General features: G+C 52.8%; 13 protein-coding genes, 4 tRNA genes, 3 rRNA genes, 1 pseudogene and 1 riboswitch. Of the genes and pseudogenes, 5 read left to right on the forward strand and 16 right to left on the reverse strand.

The features are described from left to right. Nucleotides 1–21: 21 nt before the first annotated feature. A complete protein-coding gene (locus ACMYSL_RS28310; RefSeq protein WP_110276913.1) occupies nt 22–360 on the reverse strand; it encodes a DUF413 domain-containing protein in 339 nt (112 codons plus the stop codon). 118 nt (nt 361–478) lie between these two features. On the opposite strand from ACMYSL_RS28310, the gene hdfR reads away from it, so the two are divergent. Further along, complete coding sequence (gene hdfR / locus ACMYSL_RS28315) at nt 479–1,300, forward strand: HTH-type transcriptional regulator HdfR (RefSeq protein WP_182235523.1); 822 nt, start codon at nt 479–481, stop codon at nt 1,298–1,300. Nucleotides 1,301–1,392: 92 nt separating this feature from the next. On the opposite strand, the gene ACMYSL_RS28320 is transcribed toward hdfR, so the two are convergent. The 9 genes from ACMYSL_RS28320 to btuB all read right to left on the reverse strand — a co-directional run bounded on the left by ACMYSL_RS28320 (nt 1,393) and on the right by btuB (nt 9,875). After that, nucleotides 1,393–1,468 (reverse strand) — tRNA-Trp (locus ACMYSL_RS28320). Between the two features lie 53 nt (nt 1,469–1,521). Continuing rightward, a tRNA-Asp gene (locus ACMYSL_RS28325) sits at nt 1,522–1,598 on the reverse strand. Nucleotides 1,599–1,654: 56 nt separating this feature from the next. Then, nucleotides 1,655–1,770, reverse strand: a 5S ribosomal RNA gene (rrf, locus tag ACMYSL_RS28330). Nucleotides 1,771–1,836: 66 nt separating this feature from the next. Then, nucleotides 1,837–4,742: ribosomal RNA gene (locus ACMYSL_RS28335) — 23S ribosomal RNA — on the reverse strand. A 200-nt stretch (nt 4,743–4,942) separates the two neighbouring features. Next, nucleotides 4,943–5,018, reverse strand: a tRNA-Ala gene (locus ACMYSL_RS28340). A 109-nt stretch (nt 5,019–5,127) separates the two neighbouring features. Further along, nucleotides 5,128–5,204, reverse strand: a tRNA-Ile gene (locus tag ACMYSL_RS28345). 70 nt (nt 5,205–5,274) lie between these two features. After that, a 16S ribosomal RNA gene (locus tag ACMYSL_RS28350) occupies nt 5,275–6,814 on the reverse strand. Together the 16S, 23S and 5S rRNA genes with 4 tRNA genes alongside form the textbook arrangement of a ribosomal RNA operon. A gap of 381 nt (nt 6,815–7,195) precedes the next feature. After that, complete coding sequence (gene murI, locus ACMYSL_RS28355) at nt 7,196–8,047, reverse strand: glutamate racemase (RefSeq protein WP_182235522.1); 852 nt, start codon at nt 8,045–8,047, stop codon at nt 7,196–7,198. Continuing rightward, nucleotides 7,992–9,875: a TonB-dependent vitamin B12 receptor BtuB gene (btuB, locus tag ACMYSL_RS28360; RefSeq protein ID WP_434660869.1), complete on the reverse strand. Its 1,884-nt coding sequence runs from the start codon at nt 9,873–9,875 to the stop codon at nt 7,992–7,994. Before btuB ends, murI begins: the two co-directional genes overlap by 56 nt. A 67-nt stretch (nt 9,876–9,942) precedes the next feature. Then, nucleotides 9,943–10,124: riboswitch (cobalamin riboswitch) on the reverse strand. Nucleotides 10,125–10,240: 116 nt separating this feature from the next. Here btuB and trmA point away from each other — a divergent pair. Next, nucleotides 10,241–11,341, forward strand: coding sequence for a tRNA (uridine(54)-C5)-methyltransferase TrmA (trmA, locus tag ACMYSL_RS28365; protein WP_434660870.1), 1,101 nt, complete (start codon nt 10,241–10,243; stop codon nt 11,339–11,341). 48 nt (nt 11,342–11,389) lie between these two features. Here trmA and ACMYSL_RS28370 read toward each other — a convergent pair whose 3' ends face one another. Together ACMYSL_RS28370 and fabR are read right to left on the reverse strand one after the other, a co-directional pair. Continuing rightward, nucleotides 11,390–11,749, reverse strand: a complete 360-nt coding sequence (locus ACMYSL_RS28370) for a YijD family membrane protein (RefSeq protein ID WP_181484189.1) — start codon at nt 11,747–11,749, stop codon at nt 11,390–11,392. Between the two features lie 15 nt (nt 11,750–11,764). After that, a pseudogene (gene fabR, locus ACMYSL_RS28375) lies at nt 11,765–12,399 on the reverse strand (HTH-type transcriptional repressor FabR). A gap of 196 nt (nt 12,400–12,595) precedes the next feature. On the opposite strand from fabR, the gene sthA reads away from it, so the two are divergent. Further along, nucleotides 12,596–13,996, forward strand: coding sequence for a Si-specific NAD(P)(+) transhydrogenase (gene sthA / locus ACMYSL_RS28380; protein WP_182235519.1), 1,401 nt, complete (start codon nt 12,596–12,598; stop codon nt 13,994–13,996). On the opposite strand, the gene oxyR is transcribed toward sthA, so the two are convergent. The 4 genes from oxyR to argC all read right to left on the reverse strand — a co-directional run bounded on the left by oxyR (nt 13,979) and on the right by argC (nt 18,418). Next, nucleotides 13,979–14,896: a DNA-binding transcriptional regulator OxyR gene (gene oxyR / locus ACMYSL_RS28385; RefSeq protein WP_112216369.1), complete on the reverse strand. Its 918-nt coding sequence runs from the start codon at nt 14,894–14,896 to the stop codon at nt 13,979–13,981. The two genes, sthA and oxyR, sit on opposite strands and share 18 nt — an antisense overlap. A 270-nt stretch (nt 14,897–15,166) precedes the next feature. Further along, a complete protein-coding gene (gene argH, locus ACMYSL_RS28390) occupies nt 15,167–16,540 on the reverse strand; it encodes an argininosuccinate lyase (protein WP_182235518.1) in 1,374 nt (457 codons plus the stop codon). A gap of 90 nt (nt 16,541–16,630) precedes the next feature. Next, on the reverse strand, nt 16,631–17,407 hold the full coding sequence (gene argB, locus ACMYSL_RS28395; protein ID WP_110276177.1) for an acetylglutamate kinase: 777 nt from the start codon (nt 17,405–17,407) through the stop codon (nt 16,631–16,633). A gap of 6 nt (nt 17,408–17,413) precedes the next feature. Beyond that, nucleotides 17,414–18,418 carry an N-acetyl-gamma-glutamyl-phosphate reductase gene (gene argC / locus ACMYSL_RS28400; protein WP_434660873.1) on the reverse strand — a complete coding sequence of 335 codons (1,005 nt, stop codon included), beginning with the start codon at nt 18,416–18,418 and terminating at the stop codon, nt 17,414–17,416. A 184-nt stretch (nt 18,419–18,602) separates the two neighbouring features. Between argC and argE the strand changes: the two genes are divergently transcribed. Both argE and ppc read left to right on the forward strand, forming a co-directional pair. Then, complete coding sequence (gene argE / locus ACMYSL_RS28405) at nt 18,603–19,754, forward strand: acetylornithine deacetylase (RefSeq protein WP_181484194.1); 1,152 nt, start codon at nt 18,603–18,605, stop codon at nt 19,752–19,754. Nucleotides 19,755–20,010: 256 nt separating this feature from the next. Then, the gene (gene ppc / locus ACMYSL_RS28410) at nt 20,011–22,662 is read left to right on the forward strand and encodes a phosphoenolpyruvate carboxylase (protein WP_181484195.1); all 2,652 of its coding nucleotides are present in this window, start codon (nt 20,011–20,013) and stop codon (nt 22,660–22,662) included. The last annotated feature ends 42 nt before the right edge of the window (nt 22,663–22,704 follow it).

Genomic DNA, 22,704 nt, shown 5'->3' on the forward strand with positions numbered 1-22,704 from the left:
AAGGGCTTACGCCCTTTTTTCTTAATCATCGCTTTCTGTGTAATCTTCCGTACCTTCCACCTGCGGTTTCCCGCCGGACAGAGTATGAAAACGTTTTGGACGCTTAATACGCGCCATATACTTAATCCAGACGCGTTCTATCTCAGTTGCTGGCTCACGTTCGCCGCGACATACCGAAACAAACTGTTTTTCATCTTCGGTAACGGGCTCGCGTTTACCCAATTCGAGTTCATTAAAGGCATAACCATGACGTTCCAGCAGTTGCGCCTCTTTGATGGTGAAATCTCCATGACGGGAAAACCCGCGCGGATAATTTTTATTGTCGAAAAAACGATTAGTTGTCGTAAAGCTTTCCGCCATCCTACACGCTCCTGATTCTTTGGCCGAGCTATTTATGGCGCGGAGTATTAGTTACGCTTGACAGAGCGTCAAACAAAACATTTAAATCATCACGACAAATAATTTTGTGGAGAAGAGTGTGGATACGGAATTGCTCAAGACTTTTCTTGAGGTGAGCAGAACTCGTCACTTTGGCCGGGCTGCGGAGGCGCTTTATCTGACACAGTCAGCAGTTAGCTTTCGTATTCGCCAGTTGGAGAACCAGCTGGGCGTGAATCTTTTCACCCGTCATCGTAACAACATCCGCCTGACTCCAGCTGGAGAAAAACTGCTGCCCTATGCTGAAACCCTGATGAATACCTGGCAGGCCGCGCGTAAGGAGGTCGCAAATTCTTCCCGGCATAATGAATTTTCGATAGGTGCCAGTGCTTCTCTTTGGGAGTGCCTACTCAATGAATGGCTTGGGAAGCTCTACACTGAGCCCTATAACCTGCAGTTTGAGGCGCGGATTGCACAGCGGCAATCGCTGGTCAAACAGCTGCACGAGCGCCAGCTTGATCTGCTGATCACGACAGAATCGCCGAAGATGGATGAACTAAGCAGCCAGTTACTTGGCAATTTTACACTCGCACTTTATTGCACATCGCCGACTAAAAACAAAAATGAATTGAATTATCTACGCCTGGAATGGGGACCTGATTTTCAACAAAATGAAGTAGGATTGATCGGTAATGACGATATACCTCTGCTAACGACCAGTTCTGCAGAATTAGCCTACCGGCAGCTCAGTGCGCTCAAGGGATGCACATGGCTGCCAGTACGGTGGGCACAGGAGAAAAGCGGCTTGTATACGGTTACGGATAGCGTGACGCTTTCACGCCCTCTGTATGCAATTTGGCTACAAAACAGCGATAAACAGACGCAGATTCGCGAGATCCTGAAAAGCAGTATTTTAGGATAAGATCAATCCTCCATGGATGGGGGATATGAGGAATAATAACGAGGAAAATTAAAGACAAAAAAAATCCTTTGCCTAAGCAAAGGATTATTATATGGCAGGGGCGGAGAGACTCGAACTCGCGACACCCGGTTTTGGAGACCGGTGCTCTACCAACTGAGCTACGCCCCTAAATTTTCTTATCATTAAGCCTGCTAGATTAGCAGGCTTAATTTTCTAATAAGTGGCGGAACGGACGGGACTCGAACCCGCGACCCCCTGCGTGACAGGCAGGTATTCTAACCGACTGAACTACCGCTCCACCGAATTTCTTTACAACCACCGGTTTAATGCCCCGGTTTCACTTGCTAATTTGATGCCTGGCAGTTCCCTACTCTCACATGGGGAGACCCCACACTACCATCGGCGCTACGGCGTTTCACTTCTGAGTTCGGCATGGGGTCAGGTGGGACCACCGCGCTATTGCCGCCAGGCAAATTCTGTTTAATCTGTATCAAGCTGAAATTCTCTCAAATCCGCCAAAACATCTTCGGCGTTGTAAGGTTAAGCCTCACGGTTCATTAGTACCGGTTAGCTCAACGTATCGCTACGCTTACACACCCGGCCTATCAACGTCGTCGTCTTCAACGTTCCTTCAGGACTCTCAAGGAGTCAGGGAGAACTCATCTCGGGGCAAGTTTCGTGCTTAGATGCTTTCAGCACTTATCTCTTCCGCATTTAGCTACCGGGCAATGCCATTGGCATGACAACCCGAACACCAGTGATGCGTCCACTCCGGTCCTCTCGTACTAGGAGCAGCCCCCCTCAATTCTCCAGCGCCCACGGCAGATAGGGACCGAACTGTCTCACGACGTTCTAAACCCAGCTCGCGTACCACTTTAAATGGCGAACAGCCATACCCTTGGGACCTACTTCAGCCCCAGGATGTGATGAGCCGACATCGAGGTGCCAAACACCGCCGTCGATATGAACTCTTGGGCGGTATCAGCCTGTTATCCCCGGAGTACCTTTTATCCGTTGAGCGATGGCCCTTCCATTCAGAACCACCGGATCACTATGACCTGCTTTCGCACCTGCTCGCGCCGTCACGCTCGCAGTCAAGCTAGCTTATGCCATTGCACTAACCTCCTGATGTCCGACCAGGATTAGCTAACCTTCGTGCTCCTCCGTTACTCTTTAGGAGGAGACCGCCCCAGTCAAACTACCCACCAGACACTGTCCGCAACCCGGATTACGGGTCCACGTTAGAACACCAGCCATTAAAGGGTGGTATTTCAAGGATGGCTCCATGCAGACTGGCGTCCACACTTCAAAGCCTCCCACCTATCCTACACATCAAGGACCAGTGTTCAGTGTCAAGCTATAGTAAAGGTTCACGGGGTCTTTCCGTCTTGCCGCGGGTACACTGCATCTTCACAGCGAGTTCAATTTCACTGAGTCTCGGGTGGAGACAGCCTGGCCATCATTACGCCATTCGTGCAGGTCGGAACTTACCCGACAAGGAATTTCGCTACCTTAGGACCGTTATAGTTACGGCCGCCGTTTACCGGGGCTTCGATCAAGAGCTTCTCCGCGAGGATAACCCCATCAATTAACCTTCCGGCACCGGGCAGGCGTCACACCGTATACGTCCACTTTCGTGTTTGCACAGTGCTGTGTTTTTAATAAACAGTTGCAGCCAGCTGGTATCTTCGACTGATTTCAGCTCCATGAGCAAGTCACTTCACCTACCATCAGCGTGCCTTCTCCCGAAGTTACGGCACCATTTTGCCTAGTTCCTTCACCCGAGTTCTCTCAAGCGCCTTGGTATTCTCTACCTGACCACCTGTGTCGGTTTGGGGTACGATTTGATGTTACCTGATGCTTAGAGGCTTTTCCTGGAAGCAGGGCATTTGTTACTTCAGCACCGTAGTGCCTCGTCATCACACCTCAGCGTTGAATAACGTTCCGGATTTACCTGGAACATCCGCCTACATGCTTAAACCGGGACAACCGTCGCCCGGCTAACATAGCCTTCTCCGTCCCCCCTTCGCAGTAACACCGAGTACAGGAATATTAACCTGTTTCCCATCGACTACGCCTTTCGGCCTCGCCTTAGGGGTCGACTCACCCTGCCCCGATTAACGTTGGACAGGAACCCTTGGTCTTCCGGCGAGCGGGCTTTTCACCCGCTTTATCGTTACTTATGTCAGCATTCGCACTTCTGATACCTCCAGCAACCCTCACAGGCCACCTTCAACGGCTTACAGAACGCTCCCCTACCCAACAACGCATAAGCGTCGCTGCCGCAGCTTCGGTGCATGGTTTAGCCCCGTTACATCTTCCGCGCAGGCCGACTCGACCAGTGAGCTATTACGCTTTCTTTAAATGATGGCTGCTTCTAAGCCAACATCCTGGCTGTCTGTGCCTTCCCACATCGTTTCCCACTTAACCATGACTTTGGGACCTTAGCTGGCGGTCTGGGTTGTTTCCCTCTTCACGACGGACGTTAGCACCCGCCGTGTGTCTCCCGTGATAACATTCTTCGGTATTCGTAGTTTGCATCGGGTTGGTAAGTCGGGATGACCCCTAGCCGAAACAGTGCTCTACCCCCGAAGATGAGTTCACGAGGCGCTACCTAAATAGCTTTCGGGGAGAACCAGCTATCTCCCGGTTTGATTGGCCTTTCACCCCCAGCCACAAGTCATCCGCTAATTTTTCAACATTAGTCGGTTCGGTCCTCCAGTTAGTGTTACCCAACCTTCAACCTGCCCATGGCTAGATCACCGGGTTTCGGGTCTATACCCTGCAACTTAACGCCCAGTTAAGACTCGGTTTCCCTGCGGCTCCCCTATACGGTTAACCTTGCTACAGAATATAAGTCGCTGACCCATTATACAAAGGTACGCAGTCACCCAACAAGTGGGCTCCTACTGCTTGTACGTACACGGTTTCAGGTTCTGTTTCACTCCCCTCGCCGGGGTTCTTTTCGCCTTTCCCTCACGGTACTGGTTCACTATCGGTCAGTCAGGAGTATTTAGCCTTGGAGGATGGTCCCCCCATATTCAGACAGGATACCACGTGTCCCGCCCTACTCTTCGAGTTCACAGCCTGTGCGTTTTTGTGTACGGGAGTATCACCCTGTACCCTGCGACTTTCCAGACGCTTCCACTAACACACAAACTGATTCAGACTCTGGGCTCCTCCCCGTTCGCTCGCCGCTACTGGGGGAATCTCGGTTGATTTCTTTTCCTCGGGGTACTTAGATGTTTCAGTTCCCCCGGTTCGCTTCGTTAAGCTATGTATTCACTTAACGATAGTGTGACGGATCACACTGGGTTTCCCCATTCGGAAATCGTCGGTTATAACGGTTCATATCACCTTACCGACGCTTATCGCAGATTAGCACGTCCTTCATCGCCTCTGACTGCCAGGGCATCCACCGTGTACGCTTAGTCGCTTAACCTCACAACCCGAAGATGTTTCACTTCATGATTGCGAAAATTTGAGAGACTCGAACACACCATCATGCTGTTCTTATTACGGAGAACAGACGCAGCGTGTCGTTTCAATTTTCAGCTTGATCCAGATTTTTAAAGAGCAAAACTTCGCAGTGCACCTTTTCAGGTACACTCTGAAGTTTTCTTGTTTTTTGCAGTAAAAGGATGGTGGAGCTATGCGGGATCGAACCGCAGACCTCCTGCGTGCAAGGCAGGCGCTCTCCCAGCTGAGCTATAACCCCATCGTAAAAACTTATCTCTGTACCGATAATTTGTCCTGAGACAAGGCGTGAAATGACGAAGCATACTGACGTATGCGAGTCGTTTCACAACACAGTATCAGGGCAAATTTGGTAGGCCTGAGTGGACTTGAACCACCGACCTCACCCTTATCAGGGGTGCGCTCTAACCACCTGAGCTACAAGCCTGCAGAGATTTTTACTGCTAATTTTTCATCAGACAATCTGTGTGGACACTACAAAGGCAGGTTCTTTAAGGTAAGGAGGTGATCCAACCGCAGGTTCCCCTACGGTTACCTTGTTACGACTTCACCCCAGTCATGAATCACAAAGTGGTAAGCGCCCTCCCGAAGGTTAAGCTACCTACTTCTTTTGCAACCCACTCCCATGGTGTGACGGGCGGTGTGTACAAGGCCCGGGAACGTATTCACCGTGGCATTCTGATCCACGATTACTAGCGATTCCGACTTCACGGAGTCGAGTTGCAGACTCCGATCCGGACTACGACATACTTTATGAGGTCCGCTTGCTCTCGCGAGGTCGCTTCTCTTTGTATATGCCATTGTAGCACGTGTGTAGCCCTACTCGTAAGGGCCATGATGACTTGACGTCATCCCCACCTTCCTCCAGTTTATCACTGGCAGTCTCCTTTGAGTTCCCGGCCGAACCGCTGGCAACAAAGGATAAGGGTTGCGCTCGTTGCGGGACTTAACCCAACATTTCACAACACGAGCTGACGACAGCCATGCAGCACCTGTCTCAGAGTTCCCGAAGGCACCAAAGCATCTCTGCTAAGTTCTCTGGATGTCAAGAGTAGGTAAGGTTCTTCGCGTTGCATCGAATTAAACCACATGCTCCACCGCTTGTGCGGGCCCCCGTCAATTCATTTGAGTTTTAACCTTGCGGCCGTACTCCCCAGGCGGTCGACTTAACGCGTTAGCTCCGGAAGCCACTCCTCAAGGGAACAACCTCCAAGTCGACATCGTTTACAGCGTGGACTACCAGGGTATCTAATCCTGTTTGCTCCCCACGCTTTCGCACCTGAGCGTCAGTCTTTGTCCAGGGGGCCGCCTTCGCCACCGGTATTCCTCCAGATCTCTACGCATTTCACCGCTACACCTGGAATTCTACCCCCCTCTACAAGACTCTAGCCTGCCAGTTTCGAATGCAGTTCCCAGGTTGAGCCCGGGGATTTCACATCCGACTTGACAGACCGCCTGCGTGCGCTTTACGCCCAGTAATTCCGATTAACGCTTGCACCCTCCGTATTACCGCGGCTGCTGGCACGGAGTTAGCCGGTGCTTCTTCTGCGAGTAACGTCAATCACTAAGGTTATTAACCTCAATGCCTTCCTCCTCGCTGAAAGTACTTTACAACCCGAAGGCCTTCTTCATACACGCGGCATGGCTGCATCAGGCTTGCGCCCATTGTGCAATATTCCCCACTGCTGCCTCCCGTAGGAGTCTGGACCGTGTCTCAGTTCCAGTGTGGCTGGTCATCCTCTCAGACCAGCTAGGGATCGTCGCCTTGGTGAGCCGTTACCTCACCAACAAGCTAATCCCATCTGGGCACATCTGATGGCATGAGGCCCGAAGGTCCCCCACTTTGGTCTTGCGACGTTATGCGGTATTAGCTACCGTTTCCAGTAGTTATCCCCCTCCATCAGGCAGTTTCCCAGACATTACTCACCCGTCCGCCGCTCGTCACCCGAGAGCAAGCTCTCTGTGCTACCGCTCGACTTGCATGTGTTAGGCCTGCCGCCAGCGTTCAATCTGAGCCATGATCAAACTCTTCAATTTAAGTTTGATGCTCGTGAATTAAACTTCGTAATGAATTACGTATGTTCACTCAGAGACTTGGTATTCATTTTTCGTCTTGCGACGTTAAGAATCCATGTCACTTTGAGTGCCCACACAGATTGTCTGATAAATTGTTAAAGAGCAGTGCAACGCGGCTTTTGCTCACCGTTGCGAGGTCCCGTATAATACGTTTTCCTCATTCAGAGTCAAGCGTTTAATTTCGCTTTTCTCTGCCGGCGTTCATCGCTGAACCCCGCTAACCCGGCGGCCTGTAAGCCGTTGTTCCGTGTCAGTGGTGGCGCATTATAGGGAGTTCTGAGAAGTTGACAAGCCCTGTTTTCAAAAAATCTTTCAACCGTCTCTTTTTTGCGCAAAACACCCTTAGAGCGGCAGTTTTTCCAGCGATTCGAAGCCATAGCGCCGCAGAACGGGTAAAAGTTGTTCAGTTTCTGCCGTCAACGCCATGCAGTACGCAATATTCGCATCACTAGATTTTGCATCCGGCGCTTCATGCTCCAGTAGCCAGGCCGTTCGACGCGCAATGGCCGCACCGGAGTCGATCATTCTCGTCCCCTCAGGCAGAACTTGTTGCAACTCGTCATGTAATAGAGGGAAGTGCGTACAGCCCAGCACAACAGTATCTGGAGGTTCCTGCATCCTCAGCCAGGGCCGCAGGATACGACGCAGCTCATCCAGCGGGACTGGCTCACCATGCAGTTTAGCTTCCGCCAGTTCCACCAGCTCCGCCGACCCCAGCATCTCGATCCGGCACTCATTAGCAAAACGGGCAATAAGTTCGCGTGTATAAGGACGCTTTACCGTCCCGCGCGTTGCCAGCAGACCCACAATACCATTCGCCGTCAAGCGTGCTGCCGGTTTTATTGCCGGGACAACACCAACGACGGGAAATGCGAATTTATCGCGCAGTGCGGGGAGGGAAACGGTACTTGCGGTATTACAGGCAATAACGGCCAGCGCCAGCGGGTAATGCTGCTGAACAGCGGTCACGATCTCAAGGACTCGTTCAACAATAAACTCTTCGCTTTTCTCACCGTATGGAAAAGCGACGTTATCGAAAGCGTAGATGTAATGGAGTTCCGGCAGGAGATGCCGAATCTCATTATATACCGACAACCCACCGACGCCGGAATCAAACACCAGCACGGTGGGACGTGGTTTAGAAGGTGTAGCTGCCAGACAAGGTGTATTCCCGTCCTGCAGTTGAGTAGCCATATGCTGTCTCGTAATCTTTATCGAACAGGTTGGCTATTTTACCACGAACTGTCAGGTGTGAGGTGACAGGATATGACAATCCGACATCCCATAGGCTTACGCCACCCAGTTTAACGCGACTAGAGGAGCCTGTTGTCTCATCATAGTCGTTGTCATAGCGCTGACCCAGATATTGGTAAGCGATATTCCAGCCGAGGTCATAAACCTGCCCGGTGACTTCATACTTCACCTGCTGTTTCGCTCGGCGAGCAAGAACCTGGTTGGTTTCATCGTCACGAGGATCAGTATATTGCAGCGTCAGGTGATGCTCTACCGGGCCAGTCGTGATGTTCCCTGTCCACTCCAGACCTTTAATGGTGGCCGACTTCACATTGATATACTGGTTGACGTTGTTCGTGCTTTTATAATCAATCAGGTTTTGAATTTCATAGTGGTATGCTGAGATTTTCCAATCCAGTGGCCCCGTAATCCCATCAATTCCCGCTTCCCACTGTTTAGACTCTTCCGGTTTTAGATCCGGGTTTGCTGCAATACCTGAATAATATTGCGATGCATAACGCGTCGCGCCGAATTGCTGCCCTAAAGATGGCGCCAGGAAGCTAGTACCATAAGAAAGCGTTGCGCGATAACCATCAACAAATTCCCAGCCCGCCGCAGTTTGCCACGTGCCGTGCCAGCCGAACTGCTCATCGTGATCTTCACGACCCGAGGCTTCCAGCGTGACGGTATTGATCTGTTGCTGCCCGGTCAAATAAAGCCCTGTGGTATCGCGTTTGTAGATATCAGATTTCGTCGTACTGCTGGAAGTCAGCTTTTCCTGTTTCCAGTCAACACCACCGCTTACTGAACCATGTCCTACTTCAAAGTTGTTACCCCACTGAATATAACGCTGTTCCATGTCATCCAGCGTAGCATCACCCGCATAGCGGCCAAGGTTGCTACTGTAGTTATAATTTTTAAGGTGCTGATAGTTCGCAATTAGCTGAGAGGAATAGATGCCCGAGTTATAACGCAGTCCAGTGTCCCAGGATTGGTTATAGTTCTGACTCTCGTCGTTACCAGCAGGAGAACCATACATCGTATCCTGATCGTAATCGTTGTTAGCCGTGTATCCATAACCACGGAAGAAACCCGAGAAACTCTCGTCAAACTTGTGCTGTACGGCACCCCAGAACAGTTTGTTGCGATAACCATCACGGTCGCTGTCGCCGCTGTAAGGGGAATCTGGTTTGACGTTGAAGCCCTTGGCCGTCTGATAGGCGCCTGCCGCCGTCACCATCGTGTCGCCAAAACGTTTATTTACCGCTCCATCATAAGTCTGGTAGCCATTCGACCCCATCCCGGCATTGATCTGCGCGTGTTCATCGTCACTCATGGTAATGATGTTGACCACACCACCAATCGCCCCCGAACCGTAAACAGCAGAACGCGGCCCGCGGATATACTCAACACGCTGCACCAGGGATACCGGAATCTGGCTAATGTCAATGGCGTTACCAATACCTGCCCGCGCCATTGGGATCCCATCAATCAGCACCAGCACATGACGTGCTTCCGTACCGCGAACGTAGAGAGAAGAACTGCTCCCCATCCCGCCGGTCTGCGAAATATCCACCCCCGGCAGGCGACGCATCACATCATTAAGATCTTTTGACTGCCAGCGCTGAATATCTTCCCGCGTAACAACATCCGTTGGCGCAAGGACCGTATTGACCGGCTGTTGAAAACGGTTTGCCGTCACCACTAACGTATCTGAATTGCTGTCTTGCGCCCAAGCGGAAAATGCCGTGACGGACAGGGCCGTCATCAGCGAAGCCTTTTTAATCATTTTAAAAGCATCCGTAATATACAAAGGATGCCGCCGGCTGCTATCAGTAGTACGCGATGATAGAAACCAAATGCGACGTGTTCCGGCAGGTCTTCGGGCTTGGGGTGTGTTATGGATGAAGACTTCCCGCTAAACCACCGCAGTGTCTGCATAATGCGCTCATCCCACTGTTCCTTACCGCTGCGCGTCAGCTCCAGATTTACACTGGATTCCCTATTAACACATAGGACCGGTAACATGATGCTATAATTAGAAACATATAGATGTCCAGACTTCTATCGTTATATTTCTGAATATCATCAGAGCTGGACATCCCCGACACTTTCCCTACAATCCCCGCGTACTTATTTTATTCAGGATGCATCATGACCCCCGAACACCTTCCTACCGAACAATATGAAGCGCAGCTGGCAGAAAAAGTCGTCCGTTTGCAGAAAATGATGGCCCCTTTTGCCGCCCCGGTTCCGGAAGTGTTTCGTTCACCGGTCAGCCACTATCGTATGCGCGCAGAATTCCGCATCTGGCACGATGGCGATGACCTGTACCACATCATGTTTGATCAGCAGACCAAATCCCGTATTCGCGTCGATACCTTCCCGGCGGCCAGCGAACTGATTAATCAGCTGATGACCGCAGTAATTGAGGGCGTGCGCGACAATCTGGTGCTACGCCATAAGCTGTTCCAGGTCGATTATCTGACCACGATGAGCAATCAGGCCATCGTGTCGCTGCTGTACCATAAAAAGCTCGACGACGAGTGGCGTCAGCAAGCAGAAATCTTCCGCGATGCGCTACGCGCGCAAAATCTGAACGTGCATCTGATTGGCCGCGCGACTAAGACCAAAATCGAGCTGGATCAGGACTATATAGATGAGCGTCTGCCGGTCGGCGGGCGTGAAATGGTCTATCGCCAGGTTGAGAATAGCTTCACCCAGCCAAACGCGGCGATGAACATTCAAATGCTGGAATGGGCTGTCGAATCAACTAAAGGCGCAACCGGTGATTTGCTTGAGCTGTACTGCGGTAACGGCAACTTTTCTCTGGCGCTGGCGCGGAATTTCGAACGCGTGCTGGCAACGGAGATCGCCAAACCGTCCGTGGCGGCGGCGCAATACAACATTGCGGCTAACCATATTGATAACGTGCAGATTATCCGTATGGCGGCAGAAGAGTTCACCCAGGCGATGAACGGCGTGCGGGAGTTTAACCGTCTGCAAGGTATTGATCTGAAAAGCTATCAGTGTGAGACGATTTTTGTCGATCCACCGCGCAGCGGGCTGGATAGTGAAACGGAGAAAATGGTGCAGGCCTATCCGCGGATCCTGTATATCTCCTGCAATCCAGAAACCTTATGCAAGAACCTGGAAACGCTCAACGAGACGCACGAAGTCACGCGCCTGGCGCTGTTCGATCAGTTCCCATATACCCATCATATGGAATGCGGCGTACTGTTAACGAAGAAGTAGATGTCAGTAACCCGGCAACATCATGGTTGCCGGGAAAATTCAGCAGAATTACTCCGCAACCGCGCTCTTACGGTTACGCACCTTGTAGCCGATCCAGAACACCATAATCACCGACAGTACGGCCGGGAAGAAGTTAGAACCGATGTCCGGATATTCCGCACGCACTACGGTGCTATAAAGCAGCACGCCAAGAATGAAGCACGCGGCGGCCAGCCCCGGTAAACCCACGGGCATACTGCGGTTTTGATAGCGCTGATGCAGACAGTAAACCGTCAGCACTAACGATAAAATCGGGAAAACAGAAAATGAGACTACTGAGCTGAACAGCGCAGCGAAGGTTCCATTAATGGATAACCCTGCGATCAGCGCCAGCAGCAGCGTACCTTTATCTTGAACTGAGTGTTTCATTGCTCGTCCTTCACGTTATTCGGAATGATTTGATTTTTTTCTTGTTCACGGCGATACCAATAATACGCGCCTTTCGAGATCATTCTGAGCTGGAGTACCAGTCGCTCTTCAAGCTGTCGACGCAATTCCGGGCTTACATCCAGAGCCTCGGCGCCAGCACTAAATACGATGGTGACCATAGCTTCAGCCTGCGCTTCAGTAAAGGCGCGCGGCATGTGGTTTTCGATTTCTAAATAGTCAGCAAGTTCCGCGATAAAATGCTGAATTTCGCGGGCGACTGCGGCACGAAACGCGGCGGACGTACCAGAGCGCTCACGCAACAGCAGACGGAAGGCATTTGGGTTATTGCCGATGAACTCCATAAAGGTAGAAACGGAAGTGCGAATCACACTGCCGCCTTTAGCAATACGCTGTCGCGCCTGGCGCATCAGCTGGCGTAGCATAAGCCCGCTTTCATCTACCATCGTCAGACCGAGTTCATCGACGTCACGAAAATGTCGATAGAAGGACGTCGGGGCAATCCCCGCTTCCCGCGCAACTTCACGCAGGCTCAAGCTGGCAAAACTCCGTTCAGCACTTAGCTGGCTAAATGCGGCTTCCACCAGCGAACGCCGGGTTTTTTCTTTTTGTTGCGCTCTTACGCCCATCACGTTGTCTGAATCCTTCCAAAGGCCCTGTCGGCACTATACCAGAGATTAGAACTAATCGGTTTACACTGGATTGTGAATGATTGTTTACGAGCTGTTTCTGCTTTTATGACGCAAAAAAGCACAACGATAATTGGGTTAAAGCCCACCGAATGTTATCATCGTGTTTATTTTATGTATAAAACAGGTGAGTAATGCCATGTCACACTCTTGGGATTATGATGCAATTGTGATTGGTTCAGGCCCTGGCGGAGAAGGTGCTGCTATGGGGCTGGTGAAACAGGGAGCACGCGTTGCCGTCATTGAGCGCTACCATAACGTCGGCGGCGGTTGTACCCACTGGGGCACCATCCCATCGAAAGCCCTCCGCCATGCCGTTAGCCGTATTATTGAATTTAACCAGAACCCTCTCTACAGCGACCATTCCCGTCTTCTTCGTTCTTCCTTCGCCGACATTCTGAACCATGCCGACAGCGTCATTAACCAGCAAACCCACATGCGTCAGGGTTTCTATGAGCGCAACCACTGTGAAATCCTGCAGGGCAATGCGCACTTTGTCGATGAACACACGCTTGCGCTTGAATGCCACGACGGCACCGTTGAAACGGTCACGGCGGAAAAATTCGTCATTGCCTGTGGTTCACGTCCCTACCACCCTACGGATGTCGATTTCTCACACCCACGCGTTTATGACAGCGACTCGATCCTCAGCCTGCACCATGAACCACGGCATGTGATCATCTATGGCGCCGGAGTGATCGGCTGCGAATATGCATCGATCTTCCGCGGTATGGAAGTCAAAGTCGATCTGATCAATACCCGCGATCGCCTGCTGGCGTTTCTCGACCAAGAGATGTCCGACTCGCTCTCCTATCACTTCTGGAACAGCGGAGTGGTGATTCGTCACAATGAAGAGTACGAGAAAATTGAAGGTGTTGACGACGGCGTCATCATGCATCTGAAATCCGGCAAAAAGTTGAAAGCGGACTGCCTGCTGTATGCCAACGGCCGCACCGGGAATACCGACTCGCTGGCGCTGGAAAACATCGGCCTGCAAACCGATAGCCGCGGTCAACTGAAGGTCAACAGTATGTATCAAACCGCCCTGCCGCATATTTATGCCGTAGGTGATGTGATTGGCTATCCGAGCCTGGCATCCGCCGCTTACGATCAGGGGCGTATCGCTGCCCAGGCGCTGGTCAAAGGTGAAGCCTCCGCGCATTTAATTGAAGATATCCCTACCGGGATTTACACCATTCCGGAAATCAGCTCCGTCGGCAAAACCGAACAGCAGCTCACGTCCATGAAGGTACCTTATGAGGTGGGACGTGCGCAGTTCAAACATCTGGCGCGAGCGCAAATTGTCGGCATGAGCGTTGGGACGCTAAAGATCCTGTTTCATCGCGAGACGAAAGAGATCCTCGGCATTCATTGCTTTGGCGAGCGCGCGGCCGAAATTATTCACATCGGCCAGGCGATTATGGAGCAGAAAGGTGGTGGTAACACCATTGAGTACTTCGTTAACACCACCTTTAACTACCCGACAATGGCAGAAGCCTATCGGGTAGCCGCGTTGAATGGCTTAAACCGCCTGTTTTAACGCTGTATCGAAATGGCCATCCATCTTACCGCGGATGGCCTCCGCCAGATGTTCATAGCGGCTACGCAGCGGCGAACCAGGACGATAAACCAGCCCGACGGTACGTCGTGGTTCCGGCTTAATGCACGGCACATAGACGACACCATCGCGTTTTCTCTCCTGCGGCACGGCAAGGGCAGGCAGCAGGGTTATACCGCTACCGGCAGCAACCATGTTACGCAGCGTTTCGAGACTGGTTGCCCGAAAATGGGTATCTTCATCAGCACCAGCTTCAAAACAAAAACCCATCGCCTGATCGCGCAGACAGTGGCCATCTTCCAGCATCAGCAGCTTTTCCCCAGCCAGTTCCGACATCGGCACACGGTCACGGTTCGCCCATGGGTGATCTTCGTAGATAGCCAGCAGCATCGGCTCATCAAATAGCGGTACCTCAATAAAGGCTTCGCTCTCTTTGACCAATGCCAGAATCGCGCAGTCGAGCTTACCGCTGTCGAGTTGCGCCAGCAGCTGATGGGTTTGCGCTTCATGCAGATACATTTCCAGTTTTGGAAAGGTCTGGTGCAGCATCGGGATAATCAGTGGCAACAGATAAGGCCCAATTGTCGGGATCAGGCCAATATGCAGCGGCCCGGACATGGACTCTCCCTGTTGGCTTGCCATTTCCTTGAGCACTTTGACTTCGCGTAACACAGTACGCGCCTGGTCCACCAGCAACAGCCCGGCCTGGGTGAACAGAACCTTACGACTGGTGCGCTCCAGCAACATGACGCCAAGCTCATCCTCCAGCTTACGGATTTGTCCGCTGAGAGTGGGTTGGCTAACGTGGCAGGAGTCTGCCGCACGCCGGAAGTGGCGATGTTCGGCTAGCGCTACCAGGTATTCAAGATCGCGAATATTCATTATTCATCCTCCATTGCCACGATAGTCCATGGCGATAGATAGAATAGCAATGAACGATTATCCCTATCAAGTTTTCTGTTCAATAATAAACCCACAAACGAGGCAACCCTCTGAAAATCATTGAGCTGCCTCATAGATTCTCTCTACCCGGATAACTAAAGCCAACGTGAACTTTTGCGGACCTTGTGTCCGCTTTTTTTTTGCATAAAAAAGCCCGGGGGTTACCCGAGCTTCGTTTACTCACCGCCTCAACATCGGCGTGGCTGACGTTTAAATCAGACGCTGTTTGGCATCAGCAATAGCCTGAGCAACCTGCTGCGGTGAGACACCACCTTTAGCCGCTCGCTTATCAAGGCACGATTGCAACGACAGTATCGGATAGACGTCATCGGCGATCACGCTGCTGAATTTCTGCAAATCGACCAGAGACAAATCTTCCAGCGGTTTACCCTGAGCAATGGCTTCTACCACCGCTTCACCGACAATATGGTGTGCTTCACGGAACGGTACGCCTTTGGCGACCAGATAATCCGCCAGCTCGGTCGCGTTCGCATAACCCTGCTGCGCGGCTTCTTCACAACGCGGACGTTTCACCTGAATACCATCAAGTACCAGCGCCGCCATATGCAGGCAGTCCAGCCAGGTATCCAGCGCATCGAACAGCCCTTCTTTGTCTTCCTGCATATCTTTGTTATATGCCAGCGGCAGACCTTTCAGGGTCATCATCATGCCGGTCAGCGCGCCCTGTACGCGGCCACATTTACCGCGGATCAGTTCCAGTGCGTCCGGGTTTTTCTTCTGCGGCATCAACGATGAGCCAGAAGTCACGCGATCGGACAGCTCGACAAATCCCGCTTCGCCGGTATTAAAGAAAATCAGGTCTTCAGCAAAACGCGACAGGTGGACCATACCGATTGAGGCGTCGGACAACAGTTCCAGGACATGATCGCGGTCAGAGACGCTATCCAGGCTGTTACGAGTGGCTGAAGCAAAGCCCAGCCAGCCAGCCAGCTGTTCACGATCGATTTCATAGGCCGTGCCCGCCAACGCGCCGCAGCCCAGCGGGCTGACGTCCAGACGTTTCAACGCATCCTGCAGACGGCTTTCGTCACGCGCCAGCATTTCGACGTAGGCCAGACACCAGTGAGCGAAAGTCACCGGCTGCGCGCGCTGCAGGTGGGTATAACCCGGCATCACTGCGTCCTGATTGTTCTGCGCCGTTTCCACCAGCGCGCTTTGCAGCTGACGATTCGCCGACAGTAGTTCCACCACGGTATCTTTACACCACAGCTTCAGGTCGGTCGCGACCTGGTCGTTACGGCTGCGCCCGGTGTGTAGCTTTTTGCCCAACTGACCGACCTTGTCGATCAGCTTGCCTTCAACCCAGCTGTGAATATCTTCCGCATCACTTTCGAGGATCTGTTGCGGGTTAGCCCGCACTTCTTCCAGCAGAATATTCAGCGCCTCTTCCAGTTGCAGCTGTTCATCAGCGGTCAATACGCCAACCGTCACCAGCGCTTTGGACCAGGCAACAGAGCCAACGATATCCTGCTCCGCCAGGCGATAGTCAAAGCGCAAAGAGTCGTTGAACTGTTTGAACCGCTGATCCGCTGCCTGAGTAAAACGCCCGCCCCAAAGTGCCATAACATGCTTCCTTTATTCGTTAGTTCCGCCGGATTAACCGGCCTACAGTCTTGTAGGCCCGGCAAGCAAAGCGCCGCCGGGCATAAAATATTAAGCCAGAATACGTGTACCGATCGATGTTCCGTTAAACAGCGCTGGCAGCTGTTCAGCATGACGCCAGGAGGCAATATCCACCGGGCGACCTAACGTGCGTGCCGCATCCAGAGCCGCATTCACTTTGACGATCATCCCGTCGGTGATAATGCCCTGCTCAATCAGCTGCTCTGCTTTCGCCGCAGTCATCTCGGCAATACGCTGACCTTTGCCGTCAAGAATACCGCTTACATCCGACAGCAGAATCAGGTCTGCACCAAGCGTTGCCGCCAGTGCGGTAGCCGCCTGGTCAGCGTTGACGTTCATCAGTTGGCCTTCATCGGTGACACCGATAGAGCTGACGACCGGCAGGTAACCTCCAGCCAACAGCGTGTTAATCAGGGCCGGAGAGCCCGGCTGTGCAAGCCCCACATGGCCCAGTGCGGCGTCAAGCTGAGTCACCTTAACGCTGTCGCCATCACCAAGGAATAGTCCAACGGAAGCCAGGCCGTGTTTTTTCGCCCACGCCAGCAACGTTTTATTGGCAGTCCCCGCCAGCGCGCCGGTAATAATGTCGATTTGATCCGCAGGGGTCACTCGCAGACCGTTTTTCTTGTTCACTGGCAGATTAAGCTGCTTCATCAGCTCATCCACCACGCAGCCGCCGCCGTGGACAATAATCAGCGGACGCTGATGCGTCTCGCGATAATTCACCAGCGCGGTAAACAGGCGCTCCAGCGCTTCTTCGCTATCCAGCAGGACGCCGCCGAGTTTGATAATTAAAGGATTCATCATCACACCTTAAATAAGAGACTGCGTCTCAGCGAAGCCGAAACGGATATTTGCACACTGTACGGCCTGGGCCGCCGCGCCTTTCAGCAGATTATCTTCCGCCGCCACGACGATGATATGTTCATCCTGGACCGCAAAACCGATATCACAGAATGGCAGACCCACGACATTTTTCAATGCGGGCATGCCCTTATCATATAAACGCACCAGCGGTTTGTTCGCATAGGCCTGCTGGAACACCGCCGCCACCTGCTCTTTGCTCACGCCAGGCTTCAAGCGGCAGGTGATGGTTTCCAGAATCCCACGCTTAAAGTTGCCCAGATGCGGGGTAAAAATAACGTTCGCACCCAGATGAGTGGATATTTCAGGGTGATGGCGGTGGTTGAAGACGCCATAGGGCTGCAGGCTGACTTCACAGAAGCTGTTGCCGATGGAAGCCTTACGCCCGGCGCCGCTAACGCCGCTGGTCGCATTGATCACCGGCCACTGGTTAAGATCCAACAGGTCCGCGTCGATCAGCGGTTTCAACGACAGCTGGGCCGCCGTCGGGTAGCAACCCGGCACCGCAATCAAATTCGCCTCTTTCAGCTTATCGACACTCCACTCGGCCAGGCCGTAAACCGCCTGTTCCAGCAGCTCAGGGTGCTGGTGAGTGAAACCATAATATTTTTCGTAGAAAGCGCCATCGTTAACGCGGAACGCCCCGGAAAGATCGAACACCACGCAACCCGCCGCGAGAAACTGCGGCGCCAGGTCATGGCTCACTTCGTGGGCGGTAGCGAGAAAAACGATATCGACCCCAGCGCTAAACTCGCTAATATCGGACATTGCCTGCAGCGGCAGGTCAACAATCCCTTTTAGCTGCGGATGCAAATCGGAAACTAATTTTCCCGCATCATTGCTTTGCGCGGAGACCGTCAAAGCGGTTATGGTCATATGAGGATGGCGATTTACATAGGCCACTAGCTCTGCGCCGGCATAACCGCTGGCGCCCACAATCAGCGTGTTCAACATTGGGGCTCTTCACCTTCTTGCTTACGTATATTTGCTCTGGAAGACCGTTGCCTTCCCCACCCTGTTAAGCCGTAAGAACATCATCCCTACATTAAATAGGTTTTCTTAGGCTCAGCGATAATGTATTTTTATTCACAAATAATGCATTAATATTGATACTATCATGACCCGAGGTGTGTCAACAATGAAAAACAATTTACCGCCCTTTATCGAGATTTACCGCGCGTTGATCGCCACACCTTCCATCAGCGCAACCGAAGAGGCGCTGGATCAAAGCAATGAGTCTTTAATCAATTTACTGGCAGGCTGGTTCCGCGATATTGGCTTTAACGTTGAAGTTCAACCGGTGCCGGGTACACGCAATAAATTCAATCTGCTGGCCAGTACCGGCAACGGTGCTGGCGGCCTGCTGCTAGCCGGGCATACTGATACCGTCCCGTTTGATGATGGTCGCTGGACTCGCGACCCCTTCACTCTGACCGAGCACGACAACAAACTTTACGGCCTTGGCACCGCGGATATGAAAGGCTTCTTCGCTTTTATTCTCGATGCTTTGCGCGATGTTGATGTGACTAAGCTGAAAAAACCGCTCTATATTTTGGCAACTGCCGATGAAGAAACCAGCATGGCCGGTGCCCGCTACTTTGCCGAAACTACCCAGCTGCGACCGGATTGCGCCATTATCGGCGAACCTACGTCACTGCAGCCGGTGCGTGCGCACAAAGGCCACATGTCCAACGCGGTTCGCGTCCAGGGGCAATCCGGCCACTCCAGCGACCCGGCACGCGGCGTCAACGCCATTGAGCTGATGCACGATGCCATTGGTCGCATCATGCAGCTACGCGACGACTTAAAAGAGCGTTATCACTACGCTGCGTTTACCGTCCCGTACCCCACACTTAACCTCGGAGCGATTCACGGCGGCGATGCCTCCAACCGCATTTGCGCCTGCTGCGAACTGCATATGGATATTCGCCCGCTGCCGGGTATGACGCTCAACGATCTTAACGGACTCCTTGAAGAAGCGCTGGCACCGGTAAGCGAACGCTGGCCTGGGCGTCTGACCGTTTCCGAACTGCATCCGCCGATCCCCGGCTATGAATGCCCGCCGGACCATAAACTGGTTGCGGTTGTCGAAAAACTGCTCGGCGCGCAAACCGAAGTCGTGAACTACTGCACCGAAGCGCCATTTATTCAGACCCTCTGCCCAACGCTGGTATTAGGCCCTGGCTCCATCAACCAGGCCCACCAGCCGGATGAGTACCTGGAAACGCGCTTTATTAAGCCGACTCGTGAGCTTATCACTCAGGTGGTCCACCATTTTTGCTGGCATTAAAAATACGCATTCTTCCGCTCTTTTGTATCAGGGCGGGAGAGTGACAATTATCACACTTTCATAAGCAACACTTATCAAGCGACCTCTGAGTTAAATTTCGCAAATTGCCGCTATTTATTCGTTTGCTGAAGCGATTTCGCAACAATTGACGTGGGGGTTTTTACGTGGCTTTATAAAAGACGGTTGCTTATCCACTGCTCAAATTATCGAGCGCCGGATATAACAAAATAAAATGAGATGGGGTGTCTGGGGTAACATGAACGAACAATATTCCGCTTTGCGTAGTAATGTCAGTATGCTCGGTAAGGTGCTGGGCGACACCATCAAGGATGCGCTAGGAGAAAACATTCTTGATCGTGTCGAAACTATCCGTAAGTTGTCCAAATCTTCTCGCGCAGGCAATGAAGCCAACCGCCAGGAACTGCTCACCACGCTGCAAAACTTGTCCAACGACGAGCTGCTGCCAGTGGCGCGCGCCTTCAGCCAGTTTCTGAACCTGGCGAATACCGCTGAGCAATACCACAGCATTTCGCCAAAGGGCGAAGCGGCTAGCAATCCGGAAGTGATTGCTCGTACCCTGAGAAAGCTCAAAGACCAACCCAATCTCAACGAAGACATTATTAAAAAAGCGGTGGAGTCCCTGTCTCTGGAGCTGGTTTTAACCGCTCACCCAACCGAGATTACCCGCCGTACCCTGATCCACAAGATGGGTGAAATCAACAACTGCCTGAAACAGCTTGATAACAACGATATCGCTGACTATGAACGCCACCAGGTGATGCGCCGTCTGCGCCAGCTGATTGCCCAGTCATGGCATACCGATGAAATCCGTAAGCACCGACCTTCTCCGGTCGACGAAGCCAAATGGGGCTTTGCTGTTGTCGAAAATAGCCTGTGGGAAGGTGTGCCGAACTACCTGCGCGAGCTGAACGAACAGTTGGAAGATAACCTCAGCTATCGCTTACCGGTCGATTTTGTCCCGGTTCGCTTTACCTCCTGGATGGGGGGTGACCGCGACGGCAACCCAAACGTGACCGCCGATATTACCCGCCACGTCCTGCTGCTTAGCCGCTGGAAAGCGACCGATCTGTTCCTGAAAGATATCCAATTGCTGATTTCCGAGCTGTCGATGGTCGAGTGTACCGACGAGCTGCGCGAACTGGCGGGTGCGGAAGGCGCGCAAGAACCCTATCGCTACCTGATGAAAAAACTGCGCACGCAGTTGATGGAAACACAGGCCTGGCTGGAAGCGCGCTTGAAAGGGCAGAGACTCCCGAAACCAGCAGGTCTGCTCACGCAAAATGAACAGCTGTGGGAACCGCTTTACGCCTGCTATCAATCACTACAAGCCTGCGGCATGGGCATCATCGCCAACGGCGAGCTGCTGGATACTCTGCGTCGCGTAAAAGCCTTTGGCGTACCGCTGGTGCGTATCGATATCCGCCAGGAAAGCACCCGTCATACCGAAGCCCTGGGCGAGATGACCCGCTATCTCGGTATCGGCGATTATGAAAGCTGGTCGGAAGCCGACAAACAGGCCTTCCTGATCCGCGAACTGAATTCCAAACGTCCTCTGCTACCACGTCAGTGGGAGCCGAGCGAAGAAACTCGCGAAGTGCTTGAAACCTGCAAAGTGATCGCCGAAGCGCCGCGCGGTTCCATTGCCGCCTACGTGATTTCGATGGCGAAAACGCCGTCTGACGTGCTGGCGGTACATCTGTTGCTCAAAGAAGCCGGTATCGGCTTCGCGCTGCCGGTCGCACCGCTATTCGAAACCCTGGATGACCTGAACAACGCCGACGACGTCATGACCCAGTTGTTGAATATCGACTGGTATCGCGGCTTTATTCAGGGCAAGCAGATGGTCATGATTGGCTACTCTGACTCGGCAAAAGATGCAGGCGTAATGGCCGCATCCTGGGCGCAGTATCAGGCGCAGGATGCCTTAATCAAGACCTGCGAGAAAGCGGGTATTGAGCTGACGCTGTTCCACGGTCGCGGCGGTTCTATCGGTCGTGGCGGCGCTCCGGCTCATGCGGCTCTGCTCTCTCAACCTCCAGGAAGCCTGAAAGGCGGGCTGCGCGTCACTGAACAGGGCGAGATGATCCGCTTCAAATACGGCCTGCCGGAAATCACCATCAGCAGCCTGTCGCTCTACACCAGCGCAATTCTGGAAGCCAACCTGCTGCCGCCGCCGGAGCCAAAACCGCAATGGCGCGATATCATGGCCGAGCTGTCCGACGTCTCCTGCGAGATGTATCGCGGCTACGTACGTGAAAATAAAGACTTTGTTCCTTACTTCCGCTCCGCAACACCGGAGCAGGAACTGGGCAAACTGCCGCTGGGCTCGCGTCCGGCAAAACGTCGCCCGACCGGCGGCGTTGAGTCACTGCGTGCGATCCCGTGGATCTTCGCATGGACGCAAAACCGTCTGATGCTGCCCGCCTGGCTGGGTGCCGGTGCGGCGCTGCAAAAAGTCGTCGAAGGCGGCAAGCAGAGCGAACTGGAAAGCATGTGTCGCGACTGGCCGTTCTTCTCTACTCGCCTCGGCATGCTGGAGATGGTCTATTCGAAAGCGGACCTGTGGCTGGCAGAATATTACGATCAGCGCCTGGTGAAACCTGAGCTGTGGAAGTTAGGTACAGAGCTGCGCGAACTGCTGTCTGCTGATATCGATGTGGTGCTGGCAATCGCCAACGATTCCCACCTGATGGCCGACCTGCCGTGGATCGCCGAGTCAATCCAGTTGCGTAACATCTATACTGACCCGCTGAACGTACTCCAGGCCGAACTGCTGCATCGTTCACGTCTGGCGGAAGAGAAAGGTGAAAAACCGGATCCTCGCGTTGAGCAAGCGCTGATGGTCACCATTGCAGGCGTTGCGGCAGGTATGCGCAACACCGGCTAATTTGCCGGACGAGGTATCCCCGGAGGCGGCGCGTTGCGCCTG

Origin of the sequence: Klebsiella sp. MISC125, assembly GCF_051131775.1 — a bacterium.
In the GTDB taxonomy this organism is placed as follows: Bacteria; Pseudomonadota; Gammaproteobacteria; order Enterobacterales; family Enterobacteriaceae; genus Klebsiella.